This window comes from Clostridia bacterium, from assembly GCA_034926675.1.
GTDB lineage: Bacteria > Bacillota > DTU025 > DTU025 > DTU025 > JAYFQW01.
The window spans coordinates 74,531-100,106 of record JAYFQW010000028.1; the positions used below are offsets into that span (position 1 = coordinate 74,531).

19 protein-coding genes are annotated in these 25,576 nt (G+C 58.4%); 18 read left to right on the forward strand and 1 reads right to left on the reverse strand.

Annotation, left to right across the window (positions count from 1 at the left end; genetic code table 11):
- Nucleotides 1–106 precede the first annotated feature (106 nt).
- The 13 genes from VB144_08580 (at nucleotide 107) to VB144_08640 (ending at nucleotide 16,503) form a co-directional block, all read left to right on the forward strand.
- Entirely contained in the window at nucleotides 107–979 is an 873-nt protein-coding gene (locus VB144_08580; protein MEA4883696.1) for a sugar ABC transporter permease, read from the forward strand.
- Nucleotides 979–1,821: a carbohydrate ABC transporter permease gene (locus VB144_08585; GenBank protein ID MEA4883697.1), complete on the forward strand. Its 843-nt coding sequence runs from the start codon at nucleotides 979–981 to the stop codon at nucleotides 1,819–1,821. The genes VB144_08580 and VB144_08585 overlap by 1 nt, the downstream gene beginning before the upstream one ends.
- 17 nt (nucleotides 1,822–1,838) lie before the next feature.
- A complete protein-coding gene (locus tag VB144_08590; protein ID MEA4883698.1) occupies nucleotides 1,839–3,101 on the forward strand; it encodes a glycosyltransferase in 1,263 nt (420 codons plus the stop codon).
- Between the two features lie 196 nt (nucleotides 3,102–3,297).
- The gene (locus VB144_08595) at nucleotides 3,298–4,185 is read left to right on the forward strand and encodes a glycosidase (protein ID MEA4883699.1); all 888 of its coding nucleotides are present in this window, start codon (nucleotides 3,298–3,300) and stop codon (nucleotides 4,183–4,185) included.
- A 51-nt stretch (nucleotides 4,186–4,236) separates the two neighbouring features.
- On the forward strand, nucleotides 4,237–5,283 hold the full coding sequence (locus VB144_08600; protein ID MEA4883700.1) for a LacI family DNA-binding transcriptional regulator: 1,047 nt from the start codon (nucleotides 4,237–4,239) through the stop codon (nucleotides 5,281–5,283).
- 25 nt (nucleotides 5,284–5,308) lie between these two features.
- Entirely contained in the window at nucleotides 5,309–6,259 is a 951-nt protein-coding gene (locus tag VB144_08605; protein MEA4883701.1) for a sugar ABC transporter permease, read from the forward strand.
- A 22-nt stretch (nucleotides 6,260–6,281) separates the two neighbouring features.
- Entirely contained in the window at nucleotides 6,282–7,103 is an 822-nt protein-coding gene (locus VB144_08610) for a carbohydrate ABC transporter permease (GenBank protein ID MEA4883702.1), read from the forward strand.
- Nucleotides 7,104–7,229: 126 nt separating this feature from the next.
- Nucleotides 7,230–8,522 (forward strand): extracellular solute-binding protein, encoded by a 1,293-nt coding sequence (locus VB144_08615; GenBank protein ID MEA4883703.1) that lies wholly within the window; start codon nucleotides 7,230–7,232, stop codon nucleotides 8,520–8,522.
- 5 nt (nucleotides 8,523–8,527) lie between these two features.
- Nucleotides 8,528–9,838, forward strand: a complete 1,311-nt coding sequence (locus VB144_08620; GenBank protein ID MEA4883704.1) for a sugar ABC transporter substrate-binding protein — start codon at nucleotides 8,528–8,530, stop codon at nucleotides 9,836–9,838.
- Between the two features lie 27 nt (nucleotides 9,839–9,865).
- Complete coding sequence (locus VB144_08625) at nucleotides 9,866–12,094, forward strand: hypothetical protein (GenBank protein MEA4883705.1); 2,229 nt, start codon at nucleotides 9,866–9,868, stop codon at nucleotides 12,092–12,094.
- Nucleotides 12,095–12,132: 38 nt separating this feature from the next.
- On the forward strand, nucleotides 12,133–13,506 hold the full coding sequence (locus tag VB144_08630) for a hypothetical protein (GenBank protein MEA4883706.1): 1,374 nt from the start codon (nucleotides 12,133–12,135) through the stop codon (nucleotides 13,504–13,506).
- Between the two features lie 83 nt (nucleotides 13,507–13,589).
- Nucleotides 13,590–14,468 carry a hypothetical protein gene (locus VB144_08635; protein ID MEA4883707.1) on the forward strand — a complete coding sequence of 293 codons (879 nt, stop codon included), beginning with the start codon at nucleotides 13,590–13,592 and terminating at the stop codon, nucleotides 14,466–14,468.
- 40 nt (nucleotides 14,469–14,508) lie between these two features.
- A complete protein-coding gene (locus VB144_08640) occupies nucleotides 14,509–16,503 on the forward strand; it encodes a cellulase family glycosylhydrolase (protein ID MEA4883708.1) in 1,995 nt (664 codons plus the stop codon).
- A gap of 833 nt (nucleotides 16,504–17,336) precedes the next feature.
- On the opposite strand, the gene VB144_08645 is transcribed toward VB144_08640, so the two are convergent.
- Nucleotides 17,337–17,714, reverse strand: a complete 378-nt coding sequence (locus VB144_08645; protein MEA4883709.1) for a nucleotidyltransferase domain-containing protein — start codon at nucleotides 17,712–17,714, stop codon at nucleotides 17,337–17,339.
- A gap of 948 nt (nucleotides 17,715–18,662) precedes the next feature.
- Here VB144_08645 and galT point away from each other — a divergent pair.
- The 5 genes from galT to VB144_08670 all read left to right on the forward strand — a co-directional run.
- Entirely contained in the window at nucleotides 18,663–19,751 is a 1,089-nt protein-coding gene (gene galT, locus VB144_08650) for a galactose-1-phosphate uridylyltransferase (protein MEA4883710.1), read from the forward strand.
- Nucleotides 19,735–21,054: a galactokinase gene (gene galK, locus VB144_08655; protein MEA4883711.1), complete on the forward strand. Its 1,320-nt coding sequence runs from the start codon at nucleotides 19,735–19,737 to the stop codon at nucleotides 21,052–21,054. The genes galT and galK overlap by 17 nt, the downstream gene beginning before the upstream one ends.
- 283 nt (nucleotides 21,055–21,337) lie before the next feature.
- Nucleotides 21,338–22,633, forward strand: a complete 1,296-nt coding sequence (locus tag VB144_08660; protein ID MEA4883712.1) for a sugar ABC transporter substrate-binding protein — start codon at nucleotides 21,338–21,340, stop codon at nucleotides 22,631–22,633.
- A 107-nt stretch (nucleotides 22,634–22,740) separates the two neighbouring features.
- On the forward strand, nucleotides 22,741–25,164 hold the full coding sequence (locus tag VB144_08665; protein ID MEA4883713.1) for a sugar ABC transporter permease: 2,424 nt from the start codon (nucleotides 22,741–22,743) through the stop codon (nucleotides 25,162–25,164).
- Between the two features lie 14 nt (nucleotides 25,165–25,178).
- A partial coding sequence (locus VB144_08670; protein ID MEA4883714.1) for a carbohydrate ABC transporter permease occupies nucleotides 25,179–25,576 on the forward strand: 398 nt, incomplete at its 3' end.

Consider the following 25,576-nt stretch of genomic DNA (forward strand, 5'->3'; position numbering starts at 1 on the left):
AGGAATCCAGGAGATCGCGGGCGGGGAGTAGTCATGTTCCAATTTGAACTAGTATCGACTATCCCCGCCCCGCCGACATGCAAGAACGGGCTCAGGAGGCGATGACATGGGCGAGTTTCGAAGGCGACTGGTTTTCTTCCTTCCAGCCCTTGTTCTCCTTGCAGTGTTCGTGGTGTATCCAGTAGTCAATACGGTGTGGTTGAGCTTTCTCAACAGGGATGGGGGATTTGCCTTTCTTGCGAACTATGCGGATGTGCTGTCGCAGCCTGAGATGTTCGATGCACGCGGATTCACCCGGGGGTTCCCCTTCGGCGCCATAATCCACAATTTCATCTGGATTGCGATCCAGCTTCCATTTACGGTGATGCTCGGTCTGGTGCTTGCCGCGATCCTCCGAGAGGTGAAAGGCGGCGCGATCATAAAGTCGATCATATTCCTTGGAATGGTTACCCCCATGGTTGTTGGAGGCATCATTCTCAGATTCCTCTTCGATGGCAATGTTGGGATAATCCCAATGCTGCTATCACTGTTCGGAATTGCCCCACGCACCCTCACGGCATATCCGGATACCGCTCTATTCTCGCTTATCGGAGGCTCGCTCTGGCTCTGGACCCCGTTCGCCATGGTGCTGTACTCCGCCGGCATCGAGACCATCCCCCACTACGTGTACGAGGCTGCAGTGATCGATGGGGCGTCCCAACTGCGCGCGTTCTTCGCGATCACCGTGCCGCTGCTCCGGCCGGTCACTGGAGTAGTGATCACAATGACGTTCTTGTGGGTTCTCAAGATATTCGATATTGTGTTCGTCGCCACCATGGGTGGACCCGGCGGGGCATCAAACGTCCTCGCCTTGCAGATGTACATGTACGCGTTCCGGGAGTTCAACCCGAACGCGGCTGCTGTGGTGGCCACATGTCTGATGCTCCTTGCCATGGTGGTGTCGATCCCCACGTTCAGATCCGCAAGAGGTGATGAATAATGAGCGTGGCCGGGCGCAAAGCTTCTTCAGCCGTGGCCATGTACGTGGTCGCTTGGGTCGTGGCCCTAATATGGCTCGTGCCATTCCTAGGCGTGCTCATGGCCTCCATCAGGCCTCTTTCGGAGATAAGCCGCGGGTGGTGGAGGTTCCGCCCGTTCACGTTCACGTTCAAGAACTTCGCCGGGGCATGGAACCACCCGGCTGCGCCTCTTTCCCGTGGGATGCTCAACTCACTGAAGGTGGCCGTCCCTTCAACGTTGTTCCCGGTGGCGGCGGCGTCGATTGCAGCCTACGGGTTCGCGCGCTTCAGGTTCCGCGGTCGTCAGGCCCTGCTGATTGCGGTCGTGGCTCTCATGACCCTTCCTCAGCAGATGATCGCTGTTCCCATCTACCGGATCATGAGGCAACTGGGCGCAGTCGACACCTACCTTGGGCTGATCTTGGTGCATGCCGCCTGGGGTATTCCATGGGTGCTCTACTTCATGAAGAACTACTTCTCCACACTTCCAGTGGAGATTGAGGAAGCGGCGAAGGTGGATGGGGCATCCGACATGAGGATCTTGCTGCAGATAGTGGCCCCCATGGCCCTGCCTGCACTGGCATCAGCTTGCGTGCTGCAGTTCATGTGGGTGTGGAGCGATTTCTTCCTTCCACTGATTCTCATCTACTCCCCGGCGAAACTCCTCGCCACCCAGAGAGTGCCCCTGCTCAGGGGGGTATACCATGTGGACTGGGGTGTTCTGTCAGCTGGATCCATCATCGTGATGTCGGTGCCTATCGTTGTGTTCGCCTTGATGCAGAGGTACTACATCAGGGGCATGGCGGGGTGGACGTCGAAGTAGCACAGGAGGTATTGCCCATGTTTTGCGAGGTGGAACTGCCGGTAAAGCACCTTGTTGATCATCAGCCTTATGCGGGAGAAGGGCCCATCGAAGAGATCAGGGCTCTCGCTCGGGATCTTGCCGGTCTGAGGGTTCTGCACGTGAATTCCACGTCCTACGGGGGCGGTGTGGCCGAACTGCTCTATACCATAGTCCCGCTCATGCGCGATGCGGGCCTTGATGCCCACTGGCAGGTGATCGAAGGAGCGCCGCCACAGTTCTTTGAGGCCACGAAGAAGATCCATAACACACTCCAGAGTGGGACTGACGCTCTAACGCCTGAGGAGTGGGCGGTTTATGATAAGATCAACGCTGATATGGCATCGGCCTTCCCTGATGGTCCCTGGGATGTGGTGGTGATCCATGACCCTCAGCCGCTCCCAGTGCTGAGCCTGATGAGGCAGACTGCCCAGAGCCGCCGTGCGCCAGCCCTTGTAGGGAGCAAGTGGATCTGGCGGTGCCATATCGATATATCTGAACCCCTGGAGTCCACCTGGAACAGGCTTTGGCCGTATGTCAACGAGTACAGCTGCGCTATCGTGACGAGCGCCGCCTACGCCCGGCCCGAGATCACGACCGCCATTGCCGAGATCACTCCATCGATCGACCCCACGAGCCCTAAGAACATGGCCCAGTCCAGTTCGGACGCAAGGGCGAGGCTGGCCCAGTTTGGGGTGGATTGCGCCAGGCCACTCATGCTGCAGGTGTCGAGGTTTGACCCGTGGAAGGATCCGTTCGGGGTGGTTGAAGCCTACAGGCGCCTCAAGCCCAGTTGGCCCCAGCTGCAGCTGGCCATGGTCGGCTCGATTGCTCTAGATGATCCAGAGGGAATTCAGATACTCTCCGGTCTTCAGGGGGCTGCCGCAGGTGATCCAGACATCCATTTGCTCTCAAATCAGGACGGGGTGAATGCGGCAGAGGTGGCCGCTTTTCAGCAATGTGCCGACGTGGTGGTTCAGAAGTCTCTTCGCGAAGGGTTCGGACTCACAGTGACAGAAGCCATGTGGAAGGCACGGCCCGTGGTGGCTGGGCGGGCGATAGGGTGTGAGATGCAGATAACCGACGGAGAGGACGGGTTCCTCGTGTCATCGACTGAGGAGTGCGCTGCCCGAGCTGATCAGATTCTGAGAGATCCGGCCCTCGGCGCTAAGCTCGGAGGGAGAGCCAGAGAGACGGTCCGACGGAGATTCCTATCAACTGGGCATGTGGCGAGCTACCTCAGGCTCTTCGCGAGGAAGTGATGGGGCCGATTAGGGCGGAAGCGATCTTGGCGGAACGAGAGTTCCGCCGATTTTCTTTTTCGGAGGCGCCTCAGGCGGAAGGGAAATCATACATGGTGACGAACAGGTACTGCGCAAGTGTACGGCAAATGTGTCGGCAAATTGCGCAGAATGCTGCAAACAATGATTGCGAAGTTCAGGAGGCAAGCGAAGGCCGATGGTTCGACTTAGACGATTGTCCGATAGGCCAGTACTCCAGCCAATCCCCGAGCACAGGTGGGAGCGTTCGGCCGTGTTCAACTGTGCAGCTGTGTACCGAGACAACGTCTTTCACCTGATATACCGGGCGTCCGACCTTCCGGGGCATGATCGCTACGGTCCATATGTATCGACAATGGGCCACGCGGTGAGCCTCGACGGCGTGAGTTTCGCACGCCTGTCGACTCCGGCGTTCGAGGGTGAAGGTCGGCAGGAGCTGCGCGGCGTGGAGGATCCCAGGATTGCTGAGATGGGCGGCGCCTACTACATGATGTATACGGCCTTCGGCGGCAGTTGCGATGAGGACTATCGAGTATCGATGGCGAGTTCCCCGGACCTTCGGCACTGGACTAGGCATGGTGTGGTGCTCGACGAACCCAACAAGGATGCGGCGCTCTTCCCTGCGCGTGTTGGCGGGCGATATGCCATGTTCCACAGGCGCTGGCCGGACATATGGATTGCGTTCTCTGATGATCTTTCCGGGTGGTGTGACCATACGGCGATCATGCATCCGATACCGGGCACTTGGGAATCGGAGAGAATCGGAATCGCCGGACCGCCGTTCCGCGTCGACGGCGGATGGGCCTTGATATATCACGGTGTGGACCCGAACAATGCATATCGCCTCGGATGGGCGCTTCTGGATCCTGAGAATCCAACGAAGGTCATCCATCGGCAGAGTGAGCCGATTCTAGAGCCGGAGCTTGAGTGGGAGCGGGAGGGCTGGGTCTCCAACGTGGTGTTCAGCTGTGGGCAGATCGTAACTGATGGCAAGGTGTACGTGTACTACGGAGCAGCGGACACTTGTATCGGGGTTGCTGTGGCGGACGTGGCGCAATTCAAGTAGCAAGGTTCTGCGCAATTGCGCAGAACCGATATGTTGTGAGGTAGTGGAAGCATGGGAGTCACAATTGAGGATGTAGCAAGGTGTGCGGGCGTGTCCGTCTCAACGGTGTCGCGCGTTCTCAACAGGAAGGGCCGGATAAGCGATGAGACGAGGGCGCGCGTTCTCGAGACTGCCAGAGAGATGCAGCATCCGCTGGCCACGGAAGGCAGCGTTGGGCGGAGGCGCACAAACAGCATCGGCGTCCTCTTTAACAGGAGGTTGAGGTCGCTCTCGGCGGATCCTTTCTACGGTCTGGTGATGGTGGGGGTAGAGGAATGCCTCAGGGATGAAGGATACCGGATCGTTTTCTCCACCCTGTCGAACCGAGAAGAGGACATGGGGATGCTCTCGGAGCTTGCGGGCGAACGGCGGGTGGACGGGTTGATCCTCGCTGGTTGTGACATCGACATCGACTACGTGAACATGGTCAGATCTCAAGGGACGCCTCTGGTGCTCGTCGACAACAACCTGGTGACCCCGAAGGTCCCGTGTGCAATGACCGACAACACATCTGGGGCGCGCGAGGCTATCGAGCACCTGATCGGCCTCGGCCACCGAGACATAGCGTTTGTGTCAGGCCCGATGAGCCACAGCTCGCTATATGAGAGGTATCAGGGGTTTCGGCAGGCCATGGAGGCGCATCGGCTAACAGTGAGGCCGGAATGGGTCATATCCAGCGATGATGTTGGGGAGTTCGGCGTGGAAGGCGGATACGCAGCAATGAAGAGGCTGGCGGGCAGGTCGCTCATGCCCAGTGCGGTGTTCGCTGCCAACGACGCGATGGCCATAGGCGTGATCAAGGCGGCTCAGGAGGTGGGTCGCGCGGTGCCGACCGACATGTCGGTGATCGGGTTCGACGATGTGGAGATGGCTGCGCACACGAGTCCACCACTATCCACCGTGCGAATTCACAAGAAGGAGCTGGGGTACCACGCAGCCAAGCTGCTCCTGGAACTGATCGAAGACGATCCTGAGCGCGTTCCATATAAGGTGGTTGTGTGCACAGAGCTTGTCGTGAGGGGCTCTACTGGACCTAGGTCTGCGAGTCCGGAATGCTGATCTTGGCGGTTTAGGAGTGATCGAAATGACGGGGTCTGTGGCGAATCAAGCGACTCCGGAACCCTCGCGAACCCCGAGCCGGGCGGGGTTCCTCGGGCGGCTGCGAGAGGAGTACCGTGCAAGCGACAAGGCTGGGTACTTGTTCTGTTTGCCGTATGTGGCGTACTTCGCGGTCTTCACCGCCTATCCGTTGATATTCGCTTTCATACTGGTTTTCAACAAGTGGGACATAGTGTCGCCCATGCAATTCGTGGGCTTCCGGAACATGCAGCGACTCGCTTCCGACGCCACGTTCTGGATGGCGTTTGCGAACACCCTGAGGTTTCTCTCACTCCACATCCCATTGGAGATAATCCTATCGATCCTCATCGCGGTAATCCTCAATGAGCAGATATCATTCAGACCGTTCTTTCGAGGGGCGTTCTTCCTGCCTTTCGTGATCTCCGGTGCGGTGGTCACCATCCTGTGGCAGCAGCTTTTCTCAACCGACTCCGGTGTGCTCAATCTGCTTCTCTACAGAATGGGCCTGCATGGACTGGGATGGCTCACTGACCCTTCTTTAGCGATATACTCGATAGCCATCATGGCCACATGGAAGAACGTGGGTTTCTACATTGTCCTATTCCTTGCCGGGCTGCAGGGGGTTCCACACGAACTGCATGAGGCTGCGAGTATCGACGGCGCCAACAAGTCGCAGCAATTCTGGAAGATCACACTCCCGCTGCTGAACCCCGTGGTGGTTCTTGTGGCGGTTCTGTCGACCATCGGAGGGTTCAGCCTGTTCATTGAGCCGTTTGTGATGACGGGCGGAGGACCTGCCGAGAGCACTCTCTCGGTCGTTCTCTACCTATACAAGCAGGCCTTCCAGTTTCTGCGCATGGGCTATGCCGCCACAATCGGGTTTGCCCTTGCTGTAATGATCTTCGTGGTGACTCTGATCCAGCGGAAGCTGATCGAGACGGAACAGCTCTACTGAATAAGGCGGGGAGGCGTGAAGAGTGGGGAAGGCAGCCAAGAAGGTCCTGATGTACGCGGCCCTAACCGTCGCCGCCTTGTCGTTCATCTATCCGTTCCTGTGGATGGCATCGGCTTCGCTCAAACCCGAGAACGAGATAGGGAGTTTGAACCTGCTATCCAGGAGTTTCTCTCTTCGCGGGTACCAGGCGGTGTTCAAGCAGATACCCATCGCACGGGCTCTATTGAATTCGGTATTCGTATCGGTCGTGAGCACCACGTCCATCCTTGTGTTCAGCTCGATGGTGGGCTACGCCCTATCCAGGCTCAGGTTCATCGGGCGTGATGTGGTCTTCAACATGGTATTGGTCACCATGATGATCCCGGGCCAGCTCACCCTGATTCCGCTTTACGTGCTCATCGTCCGTCTTGGATGGGCGGACACCTACAAGGCGCTAATTGTTCCCGCAATGATGAGCAACATGGGGATACTGGTGTTCCGACAGTTCTTCAGGTCGCTCCCACAGGATCTGGTTGACGCAGCGCGCATTGATGGCTGTTCCGACCTGCGTATCCTGTTTCAGATCTTCTGGCCCATATCGAAACCCACCATCATCACGGTTGGGCTCATCTCGTTCATCGGATCGTGGAATGAGGTTCTATGGCCTCTCATGGTTATCCGCAAGTGGAACATGATGACTATGCCCCAGATGGTGACGTTGTTCCATGTGGGAGGGCTTTCCGGTGCGCAGGTTGCAGCGGAGATGGCTGCCGCGATGATGCTGGCGCTGCCTGTGGTGCTTGCGTACCTGTTCTTCCAGAGGTACTTCATCGAGAGCCTCGCGCTTTCCGGGATCAAGGGGTGACGCGAACGAAAGTGACCGCTGCCCTCGGCAATAGACGGCCCGGCAGGAGGGCATCATGGGCCGAGGATGCCCCAGGCGATGGAACACGGCTGAGTGCACGGCGATAACGAGAACGGAGGGATGAATATGACTCGCAGGTTGCTTACGGTGGCGGTGTGCATGGCAATTCTCGCGGGTGTGACATGCGGGGCCATTGGGGCCAAGGAACCGGTGAACCTGATCTTCTGGCCGTCGTCGAATCCCCAGGAGATCGAATTCGCCAAGATTGTGGTGAGGCAGTGGAACGAGGCCCATCCTGATGTCCAGGTGAAGATGGAGCCTCTCCCGGCATCGAGGTCCACTGAGGAGGTGCTCCTCGCTGCGATTGCGGCTGGAACTACTCCCGATGTGTGCGCCAACATCTATCCAGGCGCAATATCGCAATACATCGCGGGCAAGGGCCTGTATGCCCATGACACCCTTCCAGGCTTCTACGACTTCATGTACGCGCGCACGCCCAAGGATGTTGTTGACGCGTTCACTTACAGCGACGGCCACGTGTACCAGATCCCGTGGAAGGGAAACCCGATTATGGTGGCCTACAACGTGAAACTTCTCCGCGAGAACGGCATCGATCCCAAATCCCTCGCTGCCTACAGTGGTCTACTGGCAGCGGCCGAGAAGTTCGTGAAGGATCTGAACGGCGATGGCCGTCCTGATCAATGGCTCTACTCGCCAACCACCGATGTGACATGGTGGCAGCGACTGTTCGATTTCTACACCCTATACATAGCTGCCAGCGGTGGAAAGACGCTGCTTCGGGACGGCAAGGTGGATTTCGAGAACGATGCAGCGGCCTCAGTGTTCGAACTGCTCCAGACCCTTTTCAAGAAGGGCCTCGCGCCCAAGGGAACCCAGATCGGCGACCCGTTCCTCGGCGGCAAGATCGCGATGGTCATCACCGGACCGTGGTCAGTGCCGTACTACGATCAGAACGCCCCCAAGGGATTCGAGTACGATTTTGTCCCCATTCCCGTGCCAGATGGTCACAAAGGTCCAGTGATAACCTATGGCGATCCGAAAAACATCGGGATCTTCTCCAGATCGAAGCATCCCCTGGAGTCGTGGGAGTTTGTGAAGTTCATCATGTCGAAAGACAACGACCTTCTATGGCTTGAGACGACGTCACAGCCTCCATACCGTAAGGACCTGACAACAGATCCGATGTTCGCGGGCTACTTCAAGAAGAACCCAATGATGAAGAGGTTCGTGGAGCAGGGCGTGTACACTCGGGGCGTGGATGACAGCAAGTATCTCATAGAGATCTTCGACGCCGTATCCAAGCAGTATGATCTCACCTGTGTGCAGGGCCGGAAAACGGCGAAGCAAGGTGTGAAGGATGCCGCGCGGATGGTGCGTGACATACTGGCCGGGTGGTAAGGGCGATGAGCAGGAATCTCGCGTTCAAGGCGGCTCTTGCGTTCACTGCTGCTGTTGCCATTCTTGGGGCTGGAGTGCTGGTGAGTGTGGAAGCTGCCGGTCCGGTCCAGATCGACTTCTGGTGTTCATCGAACCCGCAGGAGATAGAGTTCGCGAAGGAAGTCGTGAGCAGGTGGAATAGCTCGAACCGGGATATCAAGGTGAAGCTATCCCCGCTTCCGGCGAGCAGGTCCACTGAGGAAGTGCTCCTTGCGTCGATCGCGGCGCGCTCAACGCCTGATGTTGTGGCGAATGTGTATCCAGGCGTGGTAAGCCAGTTCGTGGCCGCGGGCGGCCTCTACAGGGTGGACAGCTTCTCCGACTTCATGCAGTTCATGCAGAAGAGGCTTCCTTCGGGGATTCTTGAGCAGTACAGGTCGGCCGATGGCCACTACTACCAGATACCGTGGAAATCCAACCCGATCATGCTGGCTTACAACGTGAACATGCTGAAGGAGGCCGGTGTTGCGCCAGCGTCTCTTCGCACATACACTGGGTTTCTCTCTGCAGCGGGCAAGCTCACTCGGGATCTGAATGCGGACGGCAGGATCGATCGGTGGATGATCTACTTGAACATCGAGCCCATATGGTGGCAGAGGTTCTTCGACTTCTGCACTCTCTACGTGGCCGCGAGCGGCGGGGGCACTCTGATTGACGGGGGGCGCGCAGCTTTCGCCAATGAGCGCGGCGTGGCCGTGATGCAGTTCTTATCGGACCTATTCAGGCAGGGGTATGCTCCGAGGTCTACGTTCCCCGGGGACGTATTCCTCCAGGCGAAGGTCGCGACGTTCATCACAGGGCCGTGGACCATTCCATACTACGAATCCATGAAGCCCAAGGGGTTCGAGTATGATTTCGTCCCGATCCCGGCGCCTGACAACTGCAGTGGCAAGGACATGTGGACCTATGGCGATCCCAAGAATATCGGGATCTTCACCACCAGCAAACACCCGGCAGAGGCCTGGGAATTCGTGAAGTTCATGTTGAGCGTAGAGAATGATGCGCTGTTCATGGAGATGACGAGCCAGATCCCGTTCAGAAAAGGATTGGATTCGATCCAAGCCTTCTCGGCTACTATCAAGAAACAGCCGCTCCTGGCCAAGTTCATTCAGCAGAGCGCATTCACCCGCGGCGCCGACAACGTGGCGCGTCTCGTGGAAGTGTACGATGCCATAGCGCAGGAATACCAGTACTGCGCGGTGCTCGGGCAGGAGCGAGCGAGGGAGGCGATCGAGACCGCGGCCGACAGGGTCAACGAGATACTGAGCGGTGACTAACCACTGGGCAGTAGGAGGCCTTGGGAGTTGAGAAGACCAATGAGCGCTGTGACAGAACCGTGCATAGCCAGGGCGCCCATAGCCGCGTCGCCGAGGGGGGCGATGAGGGTGGTGACGATGGCGACGACGAGGGCGGTCACAAGGGCGGTCACGAGGGCGGCGCTGGGACTGGCGTTGGGACTGGCGCTTTTGCTGGTGGTTGGCCTTGTGCTGCCTGGAGCGGCGGCTGTCGCCACGGCGGAAACCGGAGCTGGCGCGAATCCTGATCCCGCGCTGAGCGTGGCTGAGCATGTTCGCGATGAGGCTATTCCCGACGCTGGCATCGCGGTGAACAAGATGATCAGCCTCGCCCACCTCGACTATCTTCGCGACGAGATCAAGCTGACTGATGGCAGGGTCATTCCCATCTGGTGGGTGTACTGCGAGCCCACAGCGAGCGGCGACAGAAACTCGAAGTACAAATACGTCGAGGCAGCAAGCGAGGGTGTGAGCTGCGTAGATGACGTGGCTCGCGCTGCTTTGGCTTACCTTGCCGACTATGAGCGGACTGGAATCGCTCATGACCTCGACATGGCGCGGGATGCCTTCAAGTTCATCGAGTACATGCGCACACCGGAAGGGCACTTCTACAACTTCATCCTTGAGAGCGGCGCCAGAAACCTTAAGGGCGCTACTAGCGAGAAAGGCGTCAACTGGTGGACGGCGCGGGCAATGTGGGCGCTGGCGCGGGGCATTCGAGTGTTCTCTGCAGCGGATCCAGGCTATGCGGCTCACCTTGAGGAACTCATCGGGCCGTCTCTTTCGGCAGTCCGCCAGCTCCTTACGGGCAACGAGTTGTCGATGTACGGGCAGCATAAGACCCTCCACGGCGCCAGGATCCCCGCCTGGTTTGTAGGCGATGGGTCTGATGCGTCGTCGGTAGTGGTGATGGCCCTGTGCGAGCTCTACCAGGCCAGGCCAACCCCGGAGATCGCTGAGATGGTGCAGATGTTCGCAGACGGCATCGCGGAGTATCAGGCTGGATCGCCGGATGAACCGCCATTTGGTGCACATCTTCCGTGGGGAGGGTCGATTTCCTACTGGCACGGCTGGGGCAGCAATCAGATGCGTGCGCTGGCCATGGCCGGCCAGGTGTTCGGCAATAGAGCCTGGATCGAATCGGCCGAGCGTGAGGCCAACTGGCTCGTAACCCACATGCAGGCATCTCTCGGAGTGTTCGCCCATTTGGGTCCTACGCCCCTCGAATACGTGCAGCTTGCGTATGGGTGCCAGGCAATCACAACAGGTCTGCTCGAGCTGTATCGTGCGACCGGGAAAAACGTCTATGCGGTGTTGGCCGGGGTATCGGCTTCCTGGCTCAACGGGAACAATGTCGCCAATTATCCCATGTATGACCCGTCAACAGGCCGCGGTTGGGATGGCATCGATCCGCCTGGGGCTGAGCGGGGAATAGGGGTGAGCTTCAACTCGGGAGCGGAGTCGACGATCGAGGCGGCAACTACCTTGATCGAGCTTGCCCGTGTGCCGCTTGCATGGGAATACGCAGGTTTGCGCACTCGAGCCAGGCATCCATTTCGAGTAGTTGAGGCCGAGTCGTTCGATAAGGCGGCAACGGGAAAACCGAGGAAGATGTGGGCAAGCTGGACTGGAGAAGGCATCCCCAGCGGCGAGTTCTACGTTTCAGCACGTTCCGGCGACAGCTTCAAGCTCACGTTCTCAATCCCAGAGGATGACGTGTTCATCCCCTACGTGACATACGAACGCCAGCCGGCCTTGGCTGGGCAGGTTGGGATGTCGTTCTCGCTGGACGGAGCGGAGCCGATTGTCTGCGACATGGGAGGCTCGCCGGATTCCAAATACTTCGTGATGGAGAAGCTCTCTTCACCAGTCACCCTTGCCGCAGGCAAGCATACGATCACGGTCAAGTTCACTGGCGCAAGCAGAACGGCGTCCGCATCGATTGACGCCATCATCCTTCAGCCAACAGTGGAATGGAGGCAGATGAGCGGTTCGGGCTCGCGGAATCTGCTCATCGCACGCAGTTTCCGTGAAGAAGCATCAGCTAGAGATATTGATGTCGACATAAGGTCGAGCTCTCCTGGTCCGGAGATCAGCTTCCTCGTGAGAAGGTACAACTCCAATGGGGAACTCGCGGGGGAGGAGCGGATCGCGCGTCAAGTTCCTCCGGGATCGGAAAGCCTGAAGCTAGGCGTCCCGGTGGAGCCGTACGGATACACCCTGGCAGAGTGGCGCTAGTGGGCGCCATCACATCATCGCAAGGAGGAATAGCGTAGATGAGTACCAGAGCAAAGCTTACCATGATAGTGTTGCTGACTGTGTGCATGCTCGCCCTGGTGAGCATGGGCGCCTCGGCGGCGACCAAGACCGCGACGGTCAATGTGAAGTGCACGACTGGAAAGCCAGTGCCTGTGTCGCTCACTATGGACGAAGTCCGGAATGTAATCGGCGTCGACTTCGCGGCCAACTGGGACTCCCTGAAGGTAGTGGATGAAAGCGGCGAACCTGTGCCTTTTCAGCTTGATGATGTGGACCTATCCGGGTCGGTTTCTCGCAGGGATGAGATCGCATTCCTGGCGACTGGGCCGGTGAAGATCACAGTATCGGATGGCGCCGCCGATAAGGCTTCGTTCCCTGCGGCCTTCGGAACCAAGACCGACGATGATGGAAACACCATCATCTTCAGCTTCGATGGAACTATCGAGGCAAAGATAGGCAAGTACGGCACTGTTGACATCAACAGGTACAAGGGCGAGGAGCACAAGTACGCGAAGGACCTTGGGATGATACGCTATGCCGGGTTCCCCTACAGCACGTATTGGTTCGACAAGAACCTGGACCGCCATGAAGAGAAGACCACTTTCGAGGAGCCGGTGCGCATAGTGAAGGCAGCGGTTCTGGCTTCTGGGCCGGCTCGCATCACAGCCGTGGCGCAGACGGCCTCCGACCTGTTCCCCGGACTGAGGCAGAATCTGACTGTGTCGATCTACAAGACTGGGGAGATCCGCGTTGCCAACAGCATCGTAACCGCTGGATACTCCGATCTCTCGAAGCTCTTCACCATGTGCGGCGGAGTCATGGCTGATGTGGAAGATGCTCAGCACATCCTGCCCGTGTTCCGCTGGATCGATTGGGCGGAGGAGCTGAACATGTCTCCTGAGGAGTATTGGGGGCAGCTGGGCATGATCGCGAAGGTGGACGGTGCGCCTTACATAGCCTTTGCCGATTCCCGCGGCCCGAAGCCTGCCTGGTGGGGTGCTTCGTATCTCTTCTGCAGCGCAGAGAGATGGCGCACCAACTACTCGCCCAAGCTCGGCGTGGGGCTCGCTGAGGCCCTGATGGAGCTGCCTGAGGTTCCGACGGACCTTGCCGACAAGATCAGAGCAGAGGGATGGCACCTAGAGGGCGAGTGGCGGACTGGATACTTCCGTTGGGTGCCCACGGAGATGGTGGACGTTCGTCAGAAGAACGGGATCGCGGTGAACATCACCCCCGACATGGCCGAGGGAGACTGGCCACTGCACGCGATCCCAGGATACAGCATGGAGCATCTCAACTACTATCTGCTGTATGAAGCGACCGACCGGGCCGCCGCAATCAGATACCTTGAGGCCAGATACCAGGAGCTTGGAAGTGTGGCGGTACAGTAGAAATGTGCTCAACCTGTTTGAGCAGCGGAATGAACGGGGGCGCGGCGCGAGTCGCGCCCCTCTCGCGAACACGGGGCCGGCAGTTGGGGAGCAGCCATAGGCGTGGCAGGCGCCGTGCGGTTTTCACGGCAGTTGCTGCGGCAGTTGCTGCGGCAGTTTCCGCGGCAGTGTGTGTTCTGGTGGCGCTAGCAGCACTAAGCTTGCTGCCGACAGCGCTAGCTCGCGCCCAGGAGTATACAGAGCCTTACTATGAGTATGTTGGCGACACATACGCCGTCGGCATTTCGCTTGATCCAGTGTTCATTGACTATCTGGGAGTTGACCTGGACCGAACCGGCGAGTCGCATGAACTCCTCGCCTACGTTGGAAAGCCCTCCACTCTCTGGTTGGGCGTCGGGGGATGGGGAACACATCAGCCTACTAAGCCGATGAAGGTCGAGCTTGTACAGGAGGATGGCCGCACCGTTCTAACCATGCACGGAATACGGTTCGCTGGATTTTTGCCAACCACCATGGGGCAGGTTGCGCCTGTGGAGGCTGACTGGGAATTCACATTCTACAACGATTGTTTCGATATGAGCCTCACATGGCGGATGCTGCAGGATGTGTATGGTCTTCAGGAGGCCGGATGGGCTCTGAACATTGACCTTCCTTGGTATGGGGATTCCCAGGAGAATAGGAGGATCAGTGGGGATGTGCAGGGTTTTCCACGCTGGATAGCGTGGTATGGCTCCAAGATCGGGATCGCTGCGGCGTTCCGAGACGGCTCAAGTCGCTGCCAGGCGAATCGGTGGTACGGGAACCTCAAGTCGAGCTATGTAATAGTGCATACTTGGTGGAAACCGGGCGGACATGGGGTGGAATGGGGAGAATACCCCGCCGGCACGTGGCGCGTCAGGTTCTTCCGCGGTGCAGCTGACATCGACGCAGCCTCGCGGCTGGACGAGGAACTCAACCACTGATCGCTTCGACCATCACGGCGGAACGAGGAGGCATAAGCGGATGAGGTTCATCACGGGAGTCAACTACTGGCCAGCCGCACACGGGGTGCAGATGTGGCCTGAGTTCGATGCTGCGGAGATCACACGAGACATGCACGCCATCCGTTCCATGGGAATGGGAGCGGTTCGGGTTTTCCTCAGGTGGGCCGACTTCCAGCCCGCGTCCGATCGGGTGGAAATGGTAGTGGTGGAACGGTTCGACCAGGTGTTGACCGCAGCGCGTGATGCCGGGGTGGGGCTCATTCCTACGTTCTTCTGCGGGCACATGAGCGGTGAGAACTGGGATGCGCCATGGCGGGCAGGCAGAGATCCTTACTCCGATCCGGGGATGCTCCGCGCCCAGACGAGCCTCGTCGGGCTGTTTGCAGAGAGATACCGTGACGAGGAGACCATCATCTGCTGGGATCTCGCAAATGAGCAGGATATCTTCGTCCGCCCCAGGGATCACCATTCCGGTTGGAGATGGGTGCACATTCTAGCATCCGAAATCCGTAAGCATGACAGGAGCCATCCGATCACGGCGGGGATTCACATTTCGAGCCTATGGGAGGACTGCGGCTTCCGGCCTGAGGACCTCGCGGAGTCCCTGGACTTCCTGTGCATGCACGCCTATCCCTCCTACTCAGAAGCGTGTCCGGAACGGCTGGACGGGGTGAGGAGCACCTACTTCGTCCCATTCTGCGCAGCGCTTACTCGTGCCCTTGGGGGCGGCGCGGACGTCCTCCTTGAGGAGTTCGGCGCCACTTCTCAGATGAACGCGGATGACGTTATTGAGCGGTACTACTGCACGACCCTTCACTCACTCCTCGCCGAAGGCGCGATGGGGGCGATGGGATGGTGCTACTCCGATTTCCGCGTGGGGGAGCGGAGGCCTTACGATACCACCCCATACGAAGTGGGATTCGGAATTGTAGACTGCCAACGCAGGCCCAAAGGAGCGGGGCGGGCCATGGCCAGGTTCAACCGGACTATCCATGAGTACGGATGCGATGCTCGCTGCATTTCCGGGCAGCCATACAAGCCCAGAGTGCGGCGTTGCGCGATCGCCGTCCCGCGGCGATACTACGATAACTACGATGCCGATATCACCCCCTCGAGGAATTTCACAGCGCTGTTCAACTCATACGTGCTCGCGAGGCGCGCAGGCCTCGATCCCGACATGATCACTCTGGATGCTGACCTGGCGCCATATCGCCTGCTTTTCCTGCCGTCGGTCTCGCGGCGCGGTTCGGTGAACAATAGCGACTGGAACCGGCTGACGCGGTACGTTGATGCCGGCGGCGCCCTCTACATGTCCTACGACGGAGTTGCTCTTGAGGGGATGGGAGAGCTGTTCGGAATGGAGGTCCGGTACGCTGTCAACGAAGGGCCGGGCGCCCGCGTTGAGATGGCTCGCTGCGGTGGCAGCAGTGGCAGTGGCAGTGGCAACGGGAGTGGCGGCGGCGATGGCAGCAGAAGTGGAAGTGGCGATGGCGGATGCTGTGGTGCGCTTGCGGTGGCAAGCTTTACGGGACGACGGATGGTCGTCTGCCCGACCGCAGGGAGCGGGCTATGGAAGGGGAGCGATGACGCCTCCCGGGTTGTGGCAGCCAAGCACGGCGCGGGGGCCACAGTGTTCTGCGATTTCCCGTTGGAGCTGAGTGTCGCGCATGTCTCCGGCGTCTATGAATTCGCTGCATTCCAGGAGGTATACAGGGCGGCGGCCCGCCATGCGGGGTACTTGGAACCGGCCTCGACCGATTGCTCCGATGTGTCGGCCACAATTCTCGATGGCGGGGGCGAGGGCGAGCGGACGGGAAGGATACTCGTCCTGGTCAACTACGCCCCCAACCCATTGCAGGCAAGGCTGACATGCCCTGAGGCACGAGCCCTTGCCGACCGCGAGAGTGGTGAGGAGATGCTGCCAGGCCCTGACGGATTGTTTCATATGGATATGGATGCCAACGGCGGGCGCGTGATGGAGATTGTGTATGCTAACGCAATAGTTGACCACTAGTGCGCACCGTGGGCGTCGAAGAGCTGACCACCCCAAGAATCCAACCCTGTATGCTGATGGATTGGGAAGCTCATCGGCAACAGGAGGAAAGGAATTGCCCAAAATGGTCACTGTTGATGCTCTAAGGAGGCGAAGGCCTGCGGTTGCTTGCGCTGCGGGGCAAGGAGACTCCGGGGGCCCGAGATATGCGGGGTTGATGCCCGAAGACAGCCCTCTTGCACGGGGGCTGTAGCCGGCAGCCGCATATGAGGCTCCCCGGCTGCGCCGGAGCTGGCTGATGTGGCGCGACCGAGTCATGGGGCGATAACGTCGACGAAACCAGCGCTGAGACGAGCTCAATGTCGATGGAATCGACATGGAGACGCCCGCGATGTCGATGAAACCAGCATTGAGGGCTTCCGAACGCGCGCCTCGGCGGGATCCGCGACGAGGGGCTTTTGCGGCAAGACGTATGGCATAATGTGCCACAGGCCAGTCCGTGCTAGACGCGTTTTGGCGGACGGGCCTGGCGCGCCATGAAGTCCGCGTGAACCTCGACTGCTGGAGCCGGACTGTCAATGTCGACGAAATGGACACTGACCCCGCGGTCAATGTCCATTTGAGTCGCATTGAGCGCGCGACACTGCCGGTTTGATCGACATTGAGCGCCTGCGAGACCTCTAACTCGAGCCACTGATTGTAGCGATTAGTATCTCATGGCGGTCAGCTTCTCGATTGTCGTTCACACAGATCGAGTGAGGGCAGCAAGCGAAGCCCTCAGTGCTTCCCGACTCTGCCCGACTGCTTTGTCCCAGAGTTTATGGCCGCTCCTAAGCGTGATTCGAAGCTTCTGTTCACTCTGAGATGCAACTGGCGTTGCTCGCACCATGCGGGGCCTTGGCACGGCGGGAGTATACGAGTATGCCTTTGTCGAGGACTTCTGTCTTGATCCAGCCCGAGGTGCGCTGAAGGTCGGCTGGCGTTAGCGGATGCGGCTCTATCCGGGAGTCCAGGCGCTCCCGAAACACGGCGCCAAAAAGGATTTGCCGATCATCCCATGGGTTCTGTCCGAAGGCTGGGGATACAATTGCTAAGTCGATGTCACTGTCGGCCCCGGCGGCGCCCATTGCATACGACCCAAATAGTATCACTCGGTCAACAGGAATCATCGCGCTCACCGCCCGAACGAATGAGCTGATGGAGTCGGCTATTGCAGGCGCAGGCTGAGCCATGACAAGACCTCCTTCGTCGTGCAATACAGCTCTTGGAACTTCTCCGGCGGATTTGCCAACAGGACGGCGTTGCGGTCCGTAGGGCGCCGTCCTTCGATCTGGAACACCGAGAGATTCGCGAGGAATGCTGTCTGATCGTTGCTCAGGTCGTCGAGTATGCCGTCCTCCAGTACTCCGCCTCGCCATTCACTCCCGCAATCGCCTCCAGACTCGCAACTGGTGCGGATGAATCTTCAGCGGCCAATCCGCGCGTCGGTTATGCACTTACATAGTATCATGCAGTTGCTGTGTTTCCAACACGTCGATCATGGGCGCCACTTGACGATTCCATGTGGCTGCCTCAGCCATTCTGCGCATCGATGAGAGCAGAAGCCCATCGAGCGGTTTCACTACCGTGATCGTGCCAGACGAAATGAGTAGTTCATCTCCCCACTGGAACAGGCTGAAGTTGGGCTGAGGTGCGATGGGTCTACGCTTCGCCCACGCACGAGTTTGTTTACGTCTTGTGGTTATTATCGACCTGCGTGGAAACTGCAGAAGTCCACCGGGTACAGCAGCTTCGCGTGGACCAAGGGAATATTCCAATGCGATGCAGGAACTTGTGGATGCACACAGAATAAGCACTTAAATGGGATCGCACATGTGGGCCTAGGGAAAGCGGGATCAGCAACGATTTCTGTATAAACTTTGTTTATGTATTAAAGTATGTGACCGTTCACAGGCGGTGTTGGCGGGGTGTGTTCAGGTGCGCAAGACGAGAATCACGAAGGATGACGGACGCTACTTGGTCTACTACACTTTCGACTGTGCGCCGTCCCATGTTGATTTGGAGGGTCCTTCGGCTCTTGCTGCGGCTTCCGTAGGGAGCGAAGGCGAAAAGAGCGCGAGCGGACGCGAAGGTCGAGGTCAGACCCTGCGGCGGGGCGAGAACAAGGGGGGTGAGGGGCAATGTCGGAGTTGAGATGGAACCCGATTCTCGAGGAATGGGTCGTGACCGCGACTCACAGGCAGGATAGGACATACAGGCCTCCTGAGGGTTTCTGCCCGCTTTGCCCCACACACGATGCTGAGTCTCCAACCGAGGTGCCCTTGCCTGGCTATGAGATCGTCGTGTTCGAGAACAAGTTTCCGTCATTCCGGCGCGCCCCAGGCCAACCTGCGGTTCAGGGAACGGATCTGCAGCCGGTGGCGCCCCCTGTGGGAGTGTGCGAGGTGGTTCTGTACACCGATGATCATCATGCCACGTTCGCTGACCTTCCGGTGGAGCGCATTACGAACCTAGTGGACGTCTGGACCGACAGGTATGAGGAGTTGGGAGCGCTTGAGTGCGTGGACTACGTACTCATATTCGAGAATAAGGGCGATGCTGTGGGGGTGACTCTGAGCCATCCACACGGGCAGATATACGGGTTTCCGTTTGTTCCTCCCCGTGCTGCGAAGGAGCTGGAGTCTGCGGAAAGGCACTTGGCCGATACGGGTCGCTGCCTGTTCTGCGATCTTCTGAGCGATGAGTTGACCGACGGTCGACGGATGGTTGCAGAGAACGCGCACTTTGCGGCATTTATCCCGTTCTTTGCAAGATACCCATACGAGGTGCATGTCATGCCCAAGCAGCACAGGACGTGCCTGCCGGAGCTTGACGCAAGTGAGCGGCGGGGGTTCGCCGAGATCCTTAAGGCAGTAACCTCAGGGTACGATTCGCTCTTCGGTTTCTCGCTCCCGTACATTATGGTTATTCACCAGGCCCCGACAGACAGAGGGGAGCATAGCTCCTCAGGGACCGAGTGCGACTCAGACGGCGTGTGCGTGACCGGTTCGCACTATGGCCACTATCACATGCATGTGGAATTCTACCCACCGCATCGTACGGCAAACAAGGTCAAGTATCTTGCAGGGTGCGAATCCGGCGCAGGCACGTTCATCAACGACACCCTTCCCGAGGAGAAAGCGGTGGAATTGCGAGAGGCGGTCGCACGGGCAGCAGCCCAGGCACGGTCGGGATCGGGTGGGGGTGGGATCAATGGCCATAGAGCATGATCAGGCCATTGCCCAATTCGACATGGCCTTCTCCAAACTGACGGTGGAGGGCGCCGATGTGTGTGCACCGATCAGGGTTGCCACGGCGCCCGGAAGAGTGAACCTCATCGGGGAGCACACTGATTACTCTGAGGGGCTGGTCCTGCCGGTCGCCATCGACCGCAACATCGCAATAGCATTCCGGCCCCGCACCGATGGTCTGGTGCGGCTGTATTCTGTTGGTTGCCACGAATACTCGGAGTTCCGTCTTGACCCCTCGGCCCCCATTGAACGTGATCCTATGCATCCGTGGAGCAACTACTTCCGAGGAGTTGCGAAGGCACTCGTGGGGCGCGAGTGCGGAATCAGTTCGGCGATGGGCGACGCTTACGAATCCAGTTCATCAGCGGATGCCTGCGGAGGAGAGGGGGCTCGCGGATGGCTGTTTCGCGGGCTTGAAGCTGCAATTATGGGCGACATTCCGCAGGGCGCGGGGCTTAGCTCTTCGGCCGCCCTGGAGGTGGCATCAGCGTTTGCGCTGCTTTCTGTGGCGGGGATGCCTGAGGAGCGCCTGGATCAGGAGCAAACCGATATTCGCCGCCGTATCGCAGTCGCATGCCAGGAGGCTGAGAACAACTTCGTAGGGGTGAAGTGCGGGATCATGGACCAGCTGATCTCGGTCATGGGCCGGGCGTCCCACGCGGTCTTTCTGGACTGCCGCACACTCAGCTACGAACTCGCGCCTTTGCCATTGGAGGAGGCAGGTCTGGTTCTTGTTGTATGCGATACTGGGGTGAGGCGGGGGCTCGTAACGTCGGAGTACAACCGAAGGCGTGCGGAAGTGGAGGAAGGGGCGAAGCTCATTGCGGGCGCCCTGGGCAGCCTCGAAATCCGCACGCTACGCGATGTGTCGCGAGTTCAGTTCGAGCAGGTGCGTGCGGTGTTGCCTTCGGTGATTGCGCGTCGGTGTGAGCACGTGATCTCAGAGAATGAGCGAGTCCGCAGAGGAGTAGAGGCGCTTCATGCACGCAACTCCGCGGCGTTTGGAGCGCTCATGTATGAGTCTCATGAGAGCCTTCGTGACCTATACGGGGTGAGCTGCCGCCAGCTTGATGCAGCAGTGGAGATTGCCCGGGCTACCCCGGGGGTTATAGGATCGCGCATGACCGGGGGAGGGTTTGGAGGATGCACTGTCAACCTTGTGAGGCGGGAGGCAGCCGAAACACTAAGGTCCAGGCTTGAAGGCATTGGCCCCGGCGTCGACCTGTGTGCGCCCAAGGTATTCCCCGTTGCAGTTACGGATGGGGCCCGGATCAGCGGATAGCGAGCGTACGGTCACGCCAGCGCAACGGGGAGAAGAGAGGAGTCTATCCTCGCACAAAGAATTGGACAGCATACTTCGTTCATGAGGTGAAGTTACGGTCGGCTCATGCGCACCTCATTCTGGCAAGTAGGCTGCGGCCCATCTTAGGAGGTGATAGGTGGCGGCATATTGGCATCTGGGGCGCTGTTGGGCGCCTATCCTGTCCGGCACTGGGAATTCGACGGCGAATTGGTCGCACTGTGGAGTATAGCAACCCCATTTCGAATTCGAGGAGGCGCGTTCCATGCGAAAGAGAGTCCTACTCGCAGCACTGGTGTTAACTGTGATGGCGTCACTCGTGTCTGGCACTGCCGCGGCCAAGAAGACCCAGATGAGGGTGGTGTCGTGGGCCGGCGCAGAAGAGCTTGCAATGGATAGTCAGGTCCTAGCCGAGTTCATGAAGAACAATCCGGACGTAGAGGTAAGCCTCGAGGCTGTCTCCGAAAACTACTTTCAGAAGGTGCTGACGGACATCGCAGCAGGCGACCCGCCAGATGTCATGCTGCTGGATGCTGAGGATGTTCCGTTCTTGACATCGGAGGGAGCGCTCCTTAACCTGACGCCGGTGGCCGCAAGGATGAAGGACGTGCCAGGCGCTGATCTGAATGTGTATTTCCCCAATGTCCTCAAGGTGTTCACCGTTGACAAGGCGGTATACGCGTTCCCGAAGGACTTCACCCCGATAGTCATGTACTACAACAAGGGTCTATTCGACTCGATGGGTGTGGCGTATCCTCCTAAGGACGGATGGGATTGGAACCAGTTCATCGACACCGCGAAGAAGCTGTCGCGCGACACTAATGGCGACGGAAAGACAGACGTATGGGGCTACAGGTTCCTCGCCTGGGTGGGCGTTGTTAAGCCATGGATCTGGGCAGCCGGTGGGGATATCATGAACCCCGAAAGAACAAAGACGGCCGGATATATCAATGGCGATGCCGCAGTGAAGACTGTTACATTCATGACGGGCATAGAGAAGGCGGGATACTCGCCGTCATCCGTGGTCCAAGAGGCTTTCGGGGGCGGCGGGGCGATGTTCTACACAGGCAAGATCGCCATGGCGAACAGTGGTCACTGGTGGTTGCCTTCCATCAAAGACCAAATCGCCAAGGGCGCGAAACTGAACATCGGCATCACCAGAATCCCACATGCGCCTGGAGCAAAGAACGCTACGGTCCTGTACGCGTCTGGATGGGCCGTCCCTAAGAACGTCAAGAATCAGAGGCTCGCTGTGGAGCTGGCGTCCTGGCTTTCCAGTCCGTATGCGCAGAAGGTTCGTTGTGCTCAGGGATTGGCTATCTCCGCCAACAAGCAGGTTGCCGAGGAGGTTGCCAAGACAGACCCCGTAGAGGCGATGTTCTTTGATATCGTCCCGGATGGGCGTCCTTCGCTGGGCGCCGAAACGAGGCATTACAGGCCTCTCATCGAAGACACGATGGACGAGGCCCTCCAGAAGATCATCTTGGGGGGAACAAGCGTTAAGGACGCTCTCAACTGGGCGGCGAAAACAATCGACGACGAGATTGCCAAGAGGAAATAGTCTTCCCAGGGTCGTGCATGGAGGTCGCTGCCTCTGCGAAGAGGCAGCGACCGTGCAATACGACGCAGGCACGGCGACTAGTCGGGCTGCGTATGAGGGCGATGATAATGCATAAACGGCTCACCATCACCGCCGCTGCGGTAGCGCTCGCTCTTACTCTCATCTGTTTCATCGTGGTGGACTTGTACACATCACGGACAGTCCTTGGCGCCTACAAGAGCGCTGCCATAGGTATGGCCGATGTAGCGAAGGGATACTATCTCAATTGGAAGCGTGAACTGGAGGCGGAGACGGCGCGGTTTGCCGCTATTCTGGAGGGAGCAGATGCCGAGCAACTCCGGAACCGCGCTGGCCTGATCGAGGCGCCGTCTGACATGCGGAGGCTGGCCTTAGTGTCGGAGCACGGGGAGACCATCTGGTTGCAGGGTGTCGCCACGGCGTCAGGCAACGATCTGTGCGACAGTCTGATGCTGGAGGCGGCGCTTTCCGGTAGGTGCGTTTCGGACCCGGAGTTGGCAGAAGGCGAGGTTCTGATGGTTTCAGCATCGCCGTTCTCCACGGCGGATGGGCAGACATGGGCTGTAGTCGTGTCAAGCGCGTTTGGAAATCGGTACGTTGACACGCTGGCCTCAATTGCGCACAAGGACGTTCTGTTCATGCTGGACGACAAGGTTGCAGCATGCTCGAGGAAAGATCTCACTGAGGGTGATTTCGCTCTTCCTGCTAGCTTTCTCGACAGCATAACTCACAAGCTTGATGCTGATGTCACCGAGATCAGGCATAACGGAGAGGCTTGCTTGGTTAGCGCCGTCCCAGTTCTTGACTTCGACGAATGGAGCATCAAGGGTTACATAGGAGTGTCGACAGCCAAGGCAAGCGCTGGAGCGCATCTCGACAGAGCAAGGCTCTGGTTCTGGCTCGGAGCGTCAGTGGCGCTTGCACTTCTGGCTGCGGGAATGTGGTCGGCCGTCTGCCGGATAGATAAGCGCTTGAGTGACAGAGGCAGAGCGGCGGCCGGTGCTTCCGGAGAGCCAGCACTTGCCCAGGGGAACATGCGCAGGAAGGTGCTTGCGCTGCTGGCCTGTTCACTTCTGCCTTCGGTGTTTGTTACCCTCTGGCTCTCGAATGTCCAAGTTCCAAAGGTCGTCCGGGAGATCAACTGCGAAACATCCGCCGCAGTTGGCGCGATAGTGAGAACGGAGGCATCCGAAGACTACGAGCTGATAGCCCGGGCAGCTGATGAGGGCATCGTCGATGGGAGGTCAGGTGCGGAAGAGGTTGACCTTGATGAGATACTGGCGTGTCTCTGCAAGCTCAGTTCCTCGGAGGTCACTGTGCTTCGCTCTGATTCAGCCGTTATTGCGTCTACGCTCTCCGAGGGCGACCGCGCCAACATCAAAATGCCTTCGAAGTTGGCGCACGATCTTGCGAGCGAAGACGTGGCGGCATTTCGTGCGAGCGTCAAGGGAGTGCCAAAGGAGACTGCTGCAGTTGCTCTGAGGCGTGACTCCAGGCTGGTTGGGTGGCTGACCATGACCAGGGACTGCAGCGCCTGCGACAACCGTGTTGTGGGCTACAAGTTCGGCGTTCTCGGCATCCTCGCTGGTGTCGTGCTGGCGTGCGGGGTCTGCTTCTTTACGGTGGCCAATGCTGATAGACCAAGCGTGCTCAAAAGATCGTTCGTAGGTTACGGTTTCGTCGCTCCTTCGTTGATCCACCTCGTGTGGTGGGGACTGCTGCCACTGGTGTTCGCACTATACTTAGCGTTCCACAGCTGGAGCATTGTGACGCCGGCAAGGCCATTCGTTGGACTAGACAACTTTCGGGAAGTCTTCCACGATCGGATCTACTGGAACGCCATGAAGAACACCGTGATATTCCTGTTGCACATACCCTTTGGAATGGCGCTGTCTCTTGCCATTGCGCTCGCTCTAAAGCGTCAGGTGAGAGGCATTACTGTGTGGAGGGCCGTGTACTATCTCCCGGCTGTCACATCGAGCGTAGTGACATCGATCATGTGGAAATGGATGTACAACCCCGAGTTTGGGCTCTTCAACTATCTTCTTGGATGGATAGGGCTGGGTCCGTATCCGTGGTTGACGAGGCCGGGCTGGGCGATGCTGTCACTCCTGATCATGACTATATGGCAGAACATGGGGCAGGACATGCTGATATTCCTATCGGGGTTGCAGAGCATTCCATCCGAGTACTACGAAGCGGCTAGCCTAGACGGCGCCGACGGGTTCAGGAAATTCTGGCACATTACGCTGCCTTTGCTGAGGCCCACGACCTTCTTCATACTCGTTACCTCGGTCATTGGTTCGTTTCAGGTCTTCACGCCCGTGTACGTTCTCACAGGCGGTGGCCCGTTGCGCAGCACCGATGTCGTGGTATACCGCATCTATCAGACTGCATGGGTGGACATGAGAATGGGTTACGCGTCAGCACAGTCCTGGGTGCTGTTTGCCATTATCTTGGTATTCACTATGATCCAGTTCAAACTGATGGGCAAGGAAGTCAGGTATGTGTAGGTGGGCAAGAGAGGGTGACGAGTGTGGCCCATAGCTTAAAGAGGAAACTTGTGCAGCGCACAGGCAGTGGAATAGCCCTGATCCTGATGGTGATCTTGGCGGTGAGTTGCCTCATTCCATTCCTGTGGATGATAGCTGTATCTTTGATGACGCAGTTTGAGGCGTTCCATTATCCGCCGAGCCTGATTCCGTCATCTCCACAGTGGGACAACTACTCAAATGCCATGACGGCCCTTCCTTTCGGTAGGTTCTTTCTCAATTCTGCGATCATGACCGTATTCACAATGGTGGGGCAGCTGTTTGTCATATCTACAGGCGCATACGCGTTCTCACGGCTCAAGTTCCCCGGGCGGGATGGCCTTTTCAAGTTCTACCTGCTGTTCATGATGCTTCCCGGCGTAGTCACGTTGAT

What these genes read in the sequence shown, in the direction of transcription:
- VB144_08580 (MEA4883696.1), top strand. Translation starts at nt 107, where the DNA reads ATGGGCGAGTTTCGAAGGCGACTGGTTTTCTTCCTTCCAGCCCTTGTT.
- VB144_08585 (MEA4883697.1), top strand. Translation starts at nt 979, where the DNA reads ATGAGCGTGGCCGGGCGCAAAGCTTCTTCAGCCGTGGCCATGTACGTG.
- VB144_08590 (MEA4883698.1), top strand. Translation starts at nt 1,839, where the DNA reads ATGTTTTGCGAGGTGGAACTGCCGGTAAAGCACCTTGTTGATCATCAG.
- VB144_08595 (MEA4883699.1), top strand. Translation starts at nt 3,298, where the DNA reads ATGGTTCGACTTAGACGATTGTCCGATAGGCCAGTACTCCAGCCAATC.
- VB144_08600 (MEA4883700.1), top strand. Translation starts at nt 4,237, where the DNA reads ATGGGAGTCACAATTGAGGATGTAGCAAGGTGTGCGGGCGTGTCCGTC.
- VB144_08605 (MEA4883701.1), top strand. Translation starts at nt 5,309, where the DNA reads ATGACGGGGTCTGTGGCGAATCAAGCGACTCCGGAACCCTCGCGAACC.
- VB144_08615 (MEA4883703.1), top strand. Translation starts at nt 7,230, where the DNA reads ATGACTCGCAGGTTGCTTACGGTGGCGGTGTGCATGGCAATTCTCGCG.
- VB144_08620 (MEA4883704.1), top strand. Translation starts at nt 8,528, where the DNA reads ATGAGCAGGAATCTCGCGTTCAAGGCGGCTCTTGCGTTCACTGCTGCT.
- VB144_08630 (MEA4883706.1), top strand. Translation starts at nt 12,133, where the DNA reads ATGAGTACCAGAGCAAAGCTTACCATGATAGTGTTGCTGACTGTGTGC.
- VB144_08640 (MEA4883708.1), top strand. Translation starts at nt 14,509, where the DNA reads ATGAGGTTCATCACGGGAGTCAACTACTGGCCAGCCGCACACGGGGTG.
- VB144_08645 (MEA4883709.1), bottom strand. Translation starts at nt 17,714, where the DNA reads ATGGCTCAGCCTGCGCCTGCAATAGCCGACTCCATCAGCTCATTCGTT.
- galT (MEA4883710.1), top strand. Translation starts at nt 18,663, where the DNA reads ATGTCGGAGTTGAGATGGAACCCGATTCTCGAGGAATGGGTCGTGACC.
- galK (MEA4883711.1), top strand. Translation starts at nt 19,735, where the DNA reads ATGGCCATAGAGCATGATCAGGCCATTGCCCAATTCGACATGGCCTTC.
- VB144_08660 (MEA4883712.1), top strand. Translation starts at nt 21,338, where the DNA reads ATGCGAAAGAGAGTCCTACTCGCAGCACTGGTGTTAACTGTGATGGCG.
- VB144_08665 (MEA4883713.1), top strand. Translation starts at nt 22,741, where the DNA reads ATGCATAAACGGCTCACCATCACCGCCGCTGCGGTAGCGCTCGCTCTT.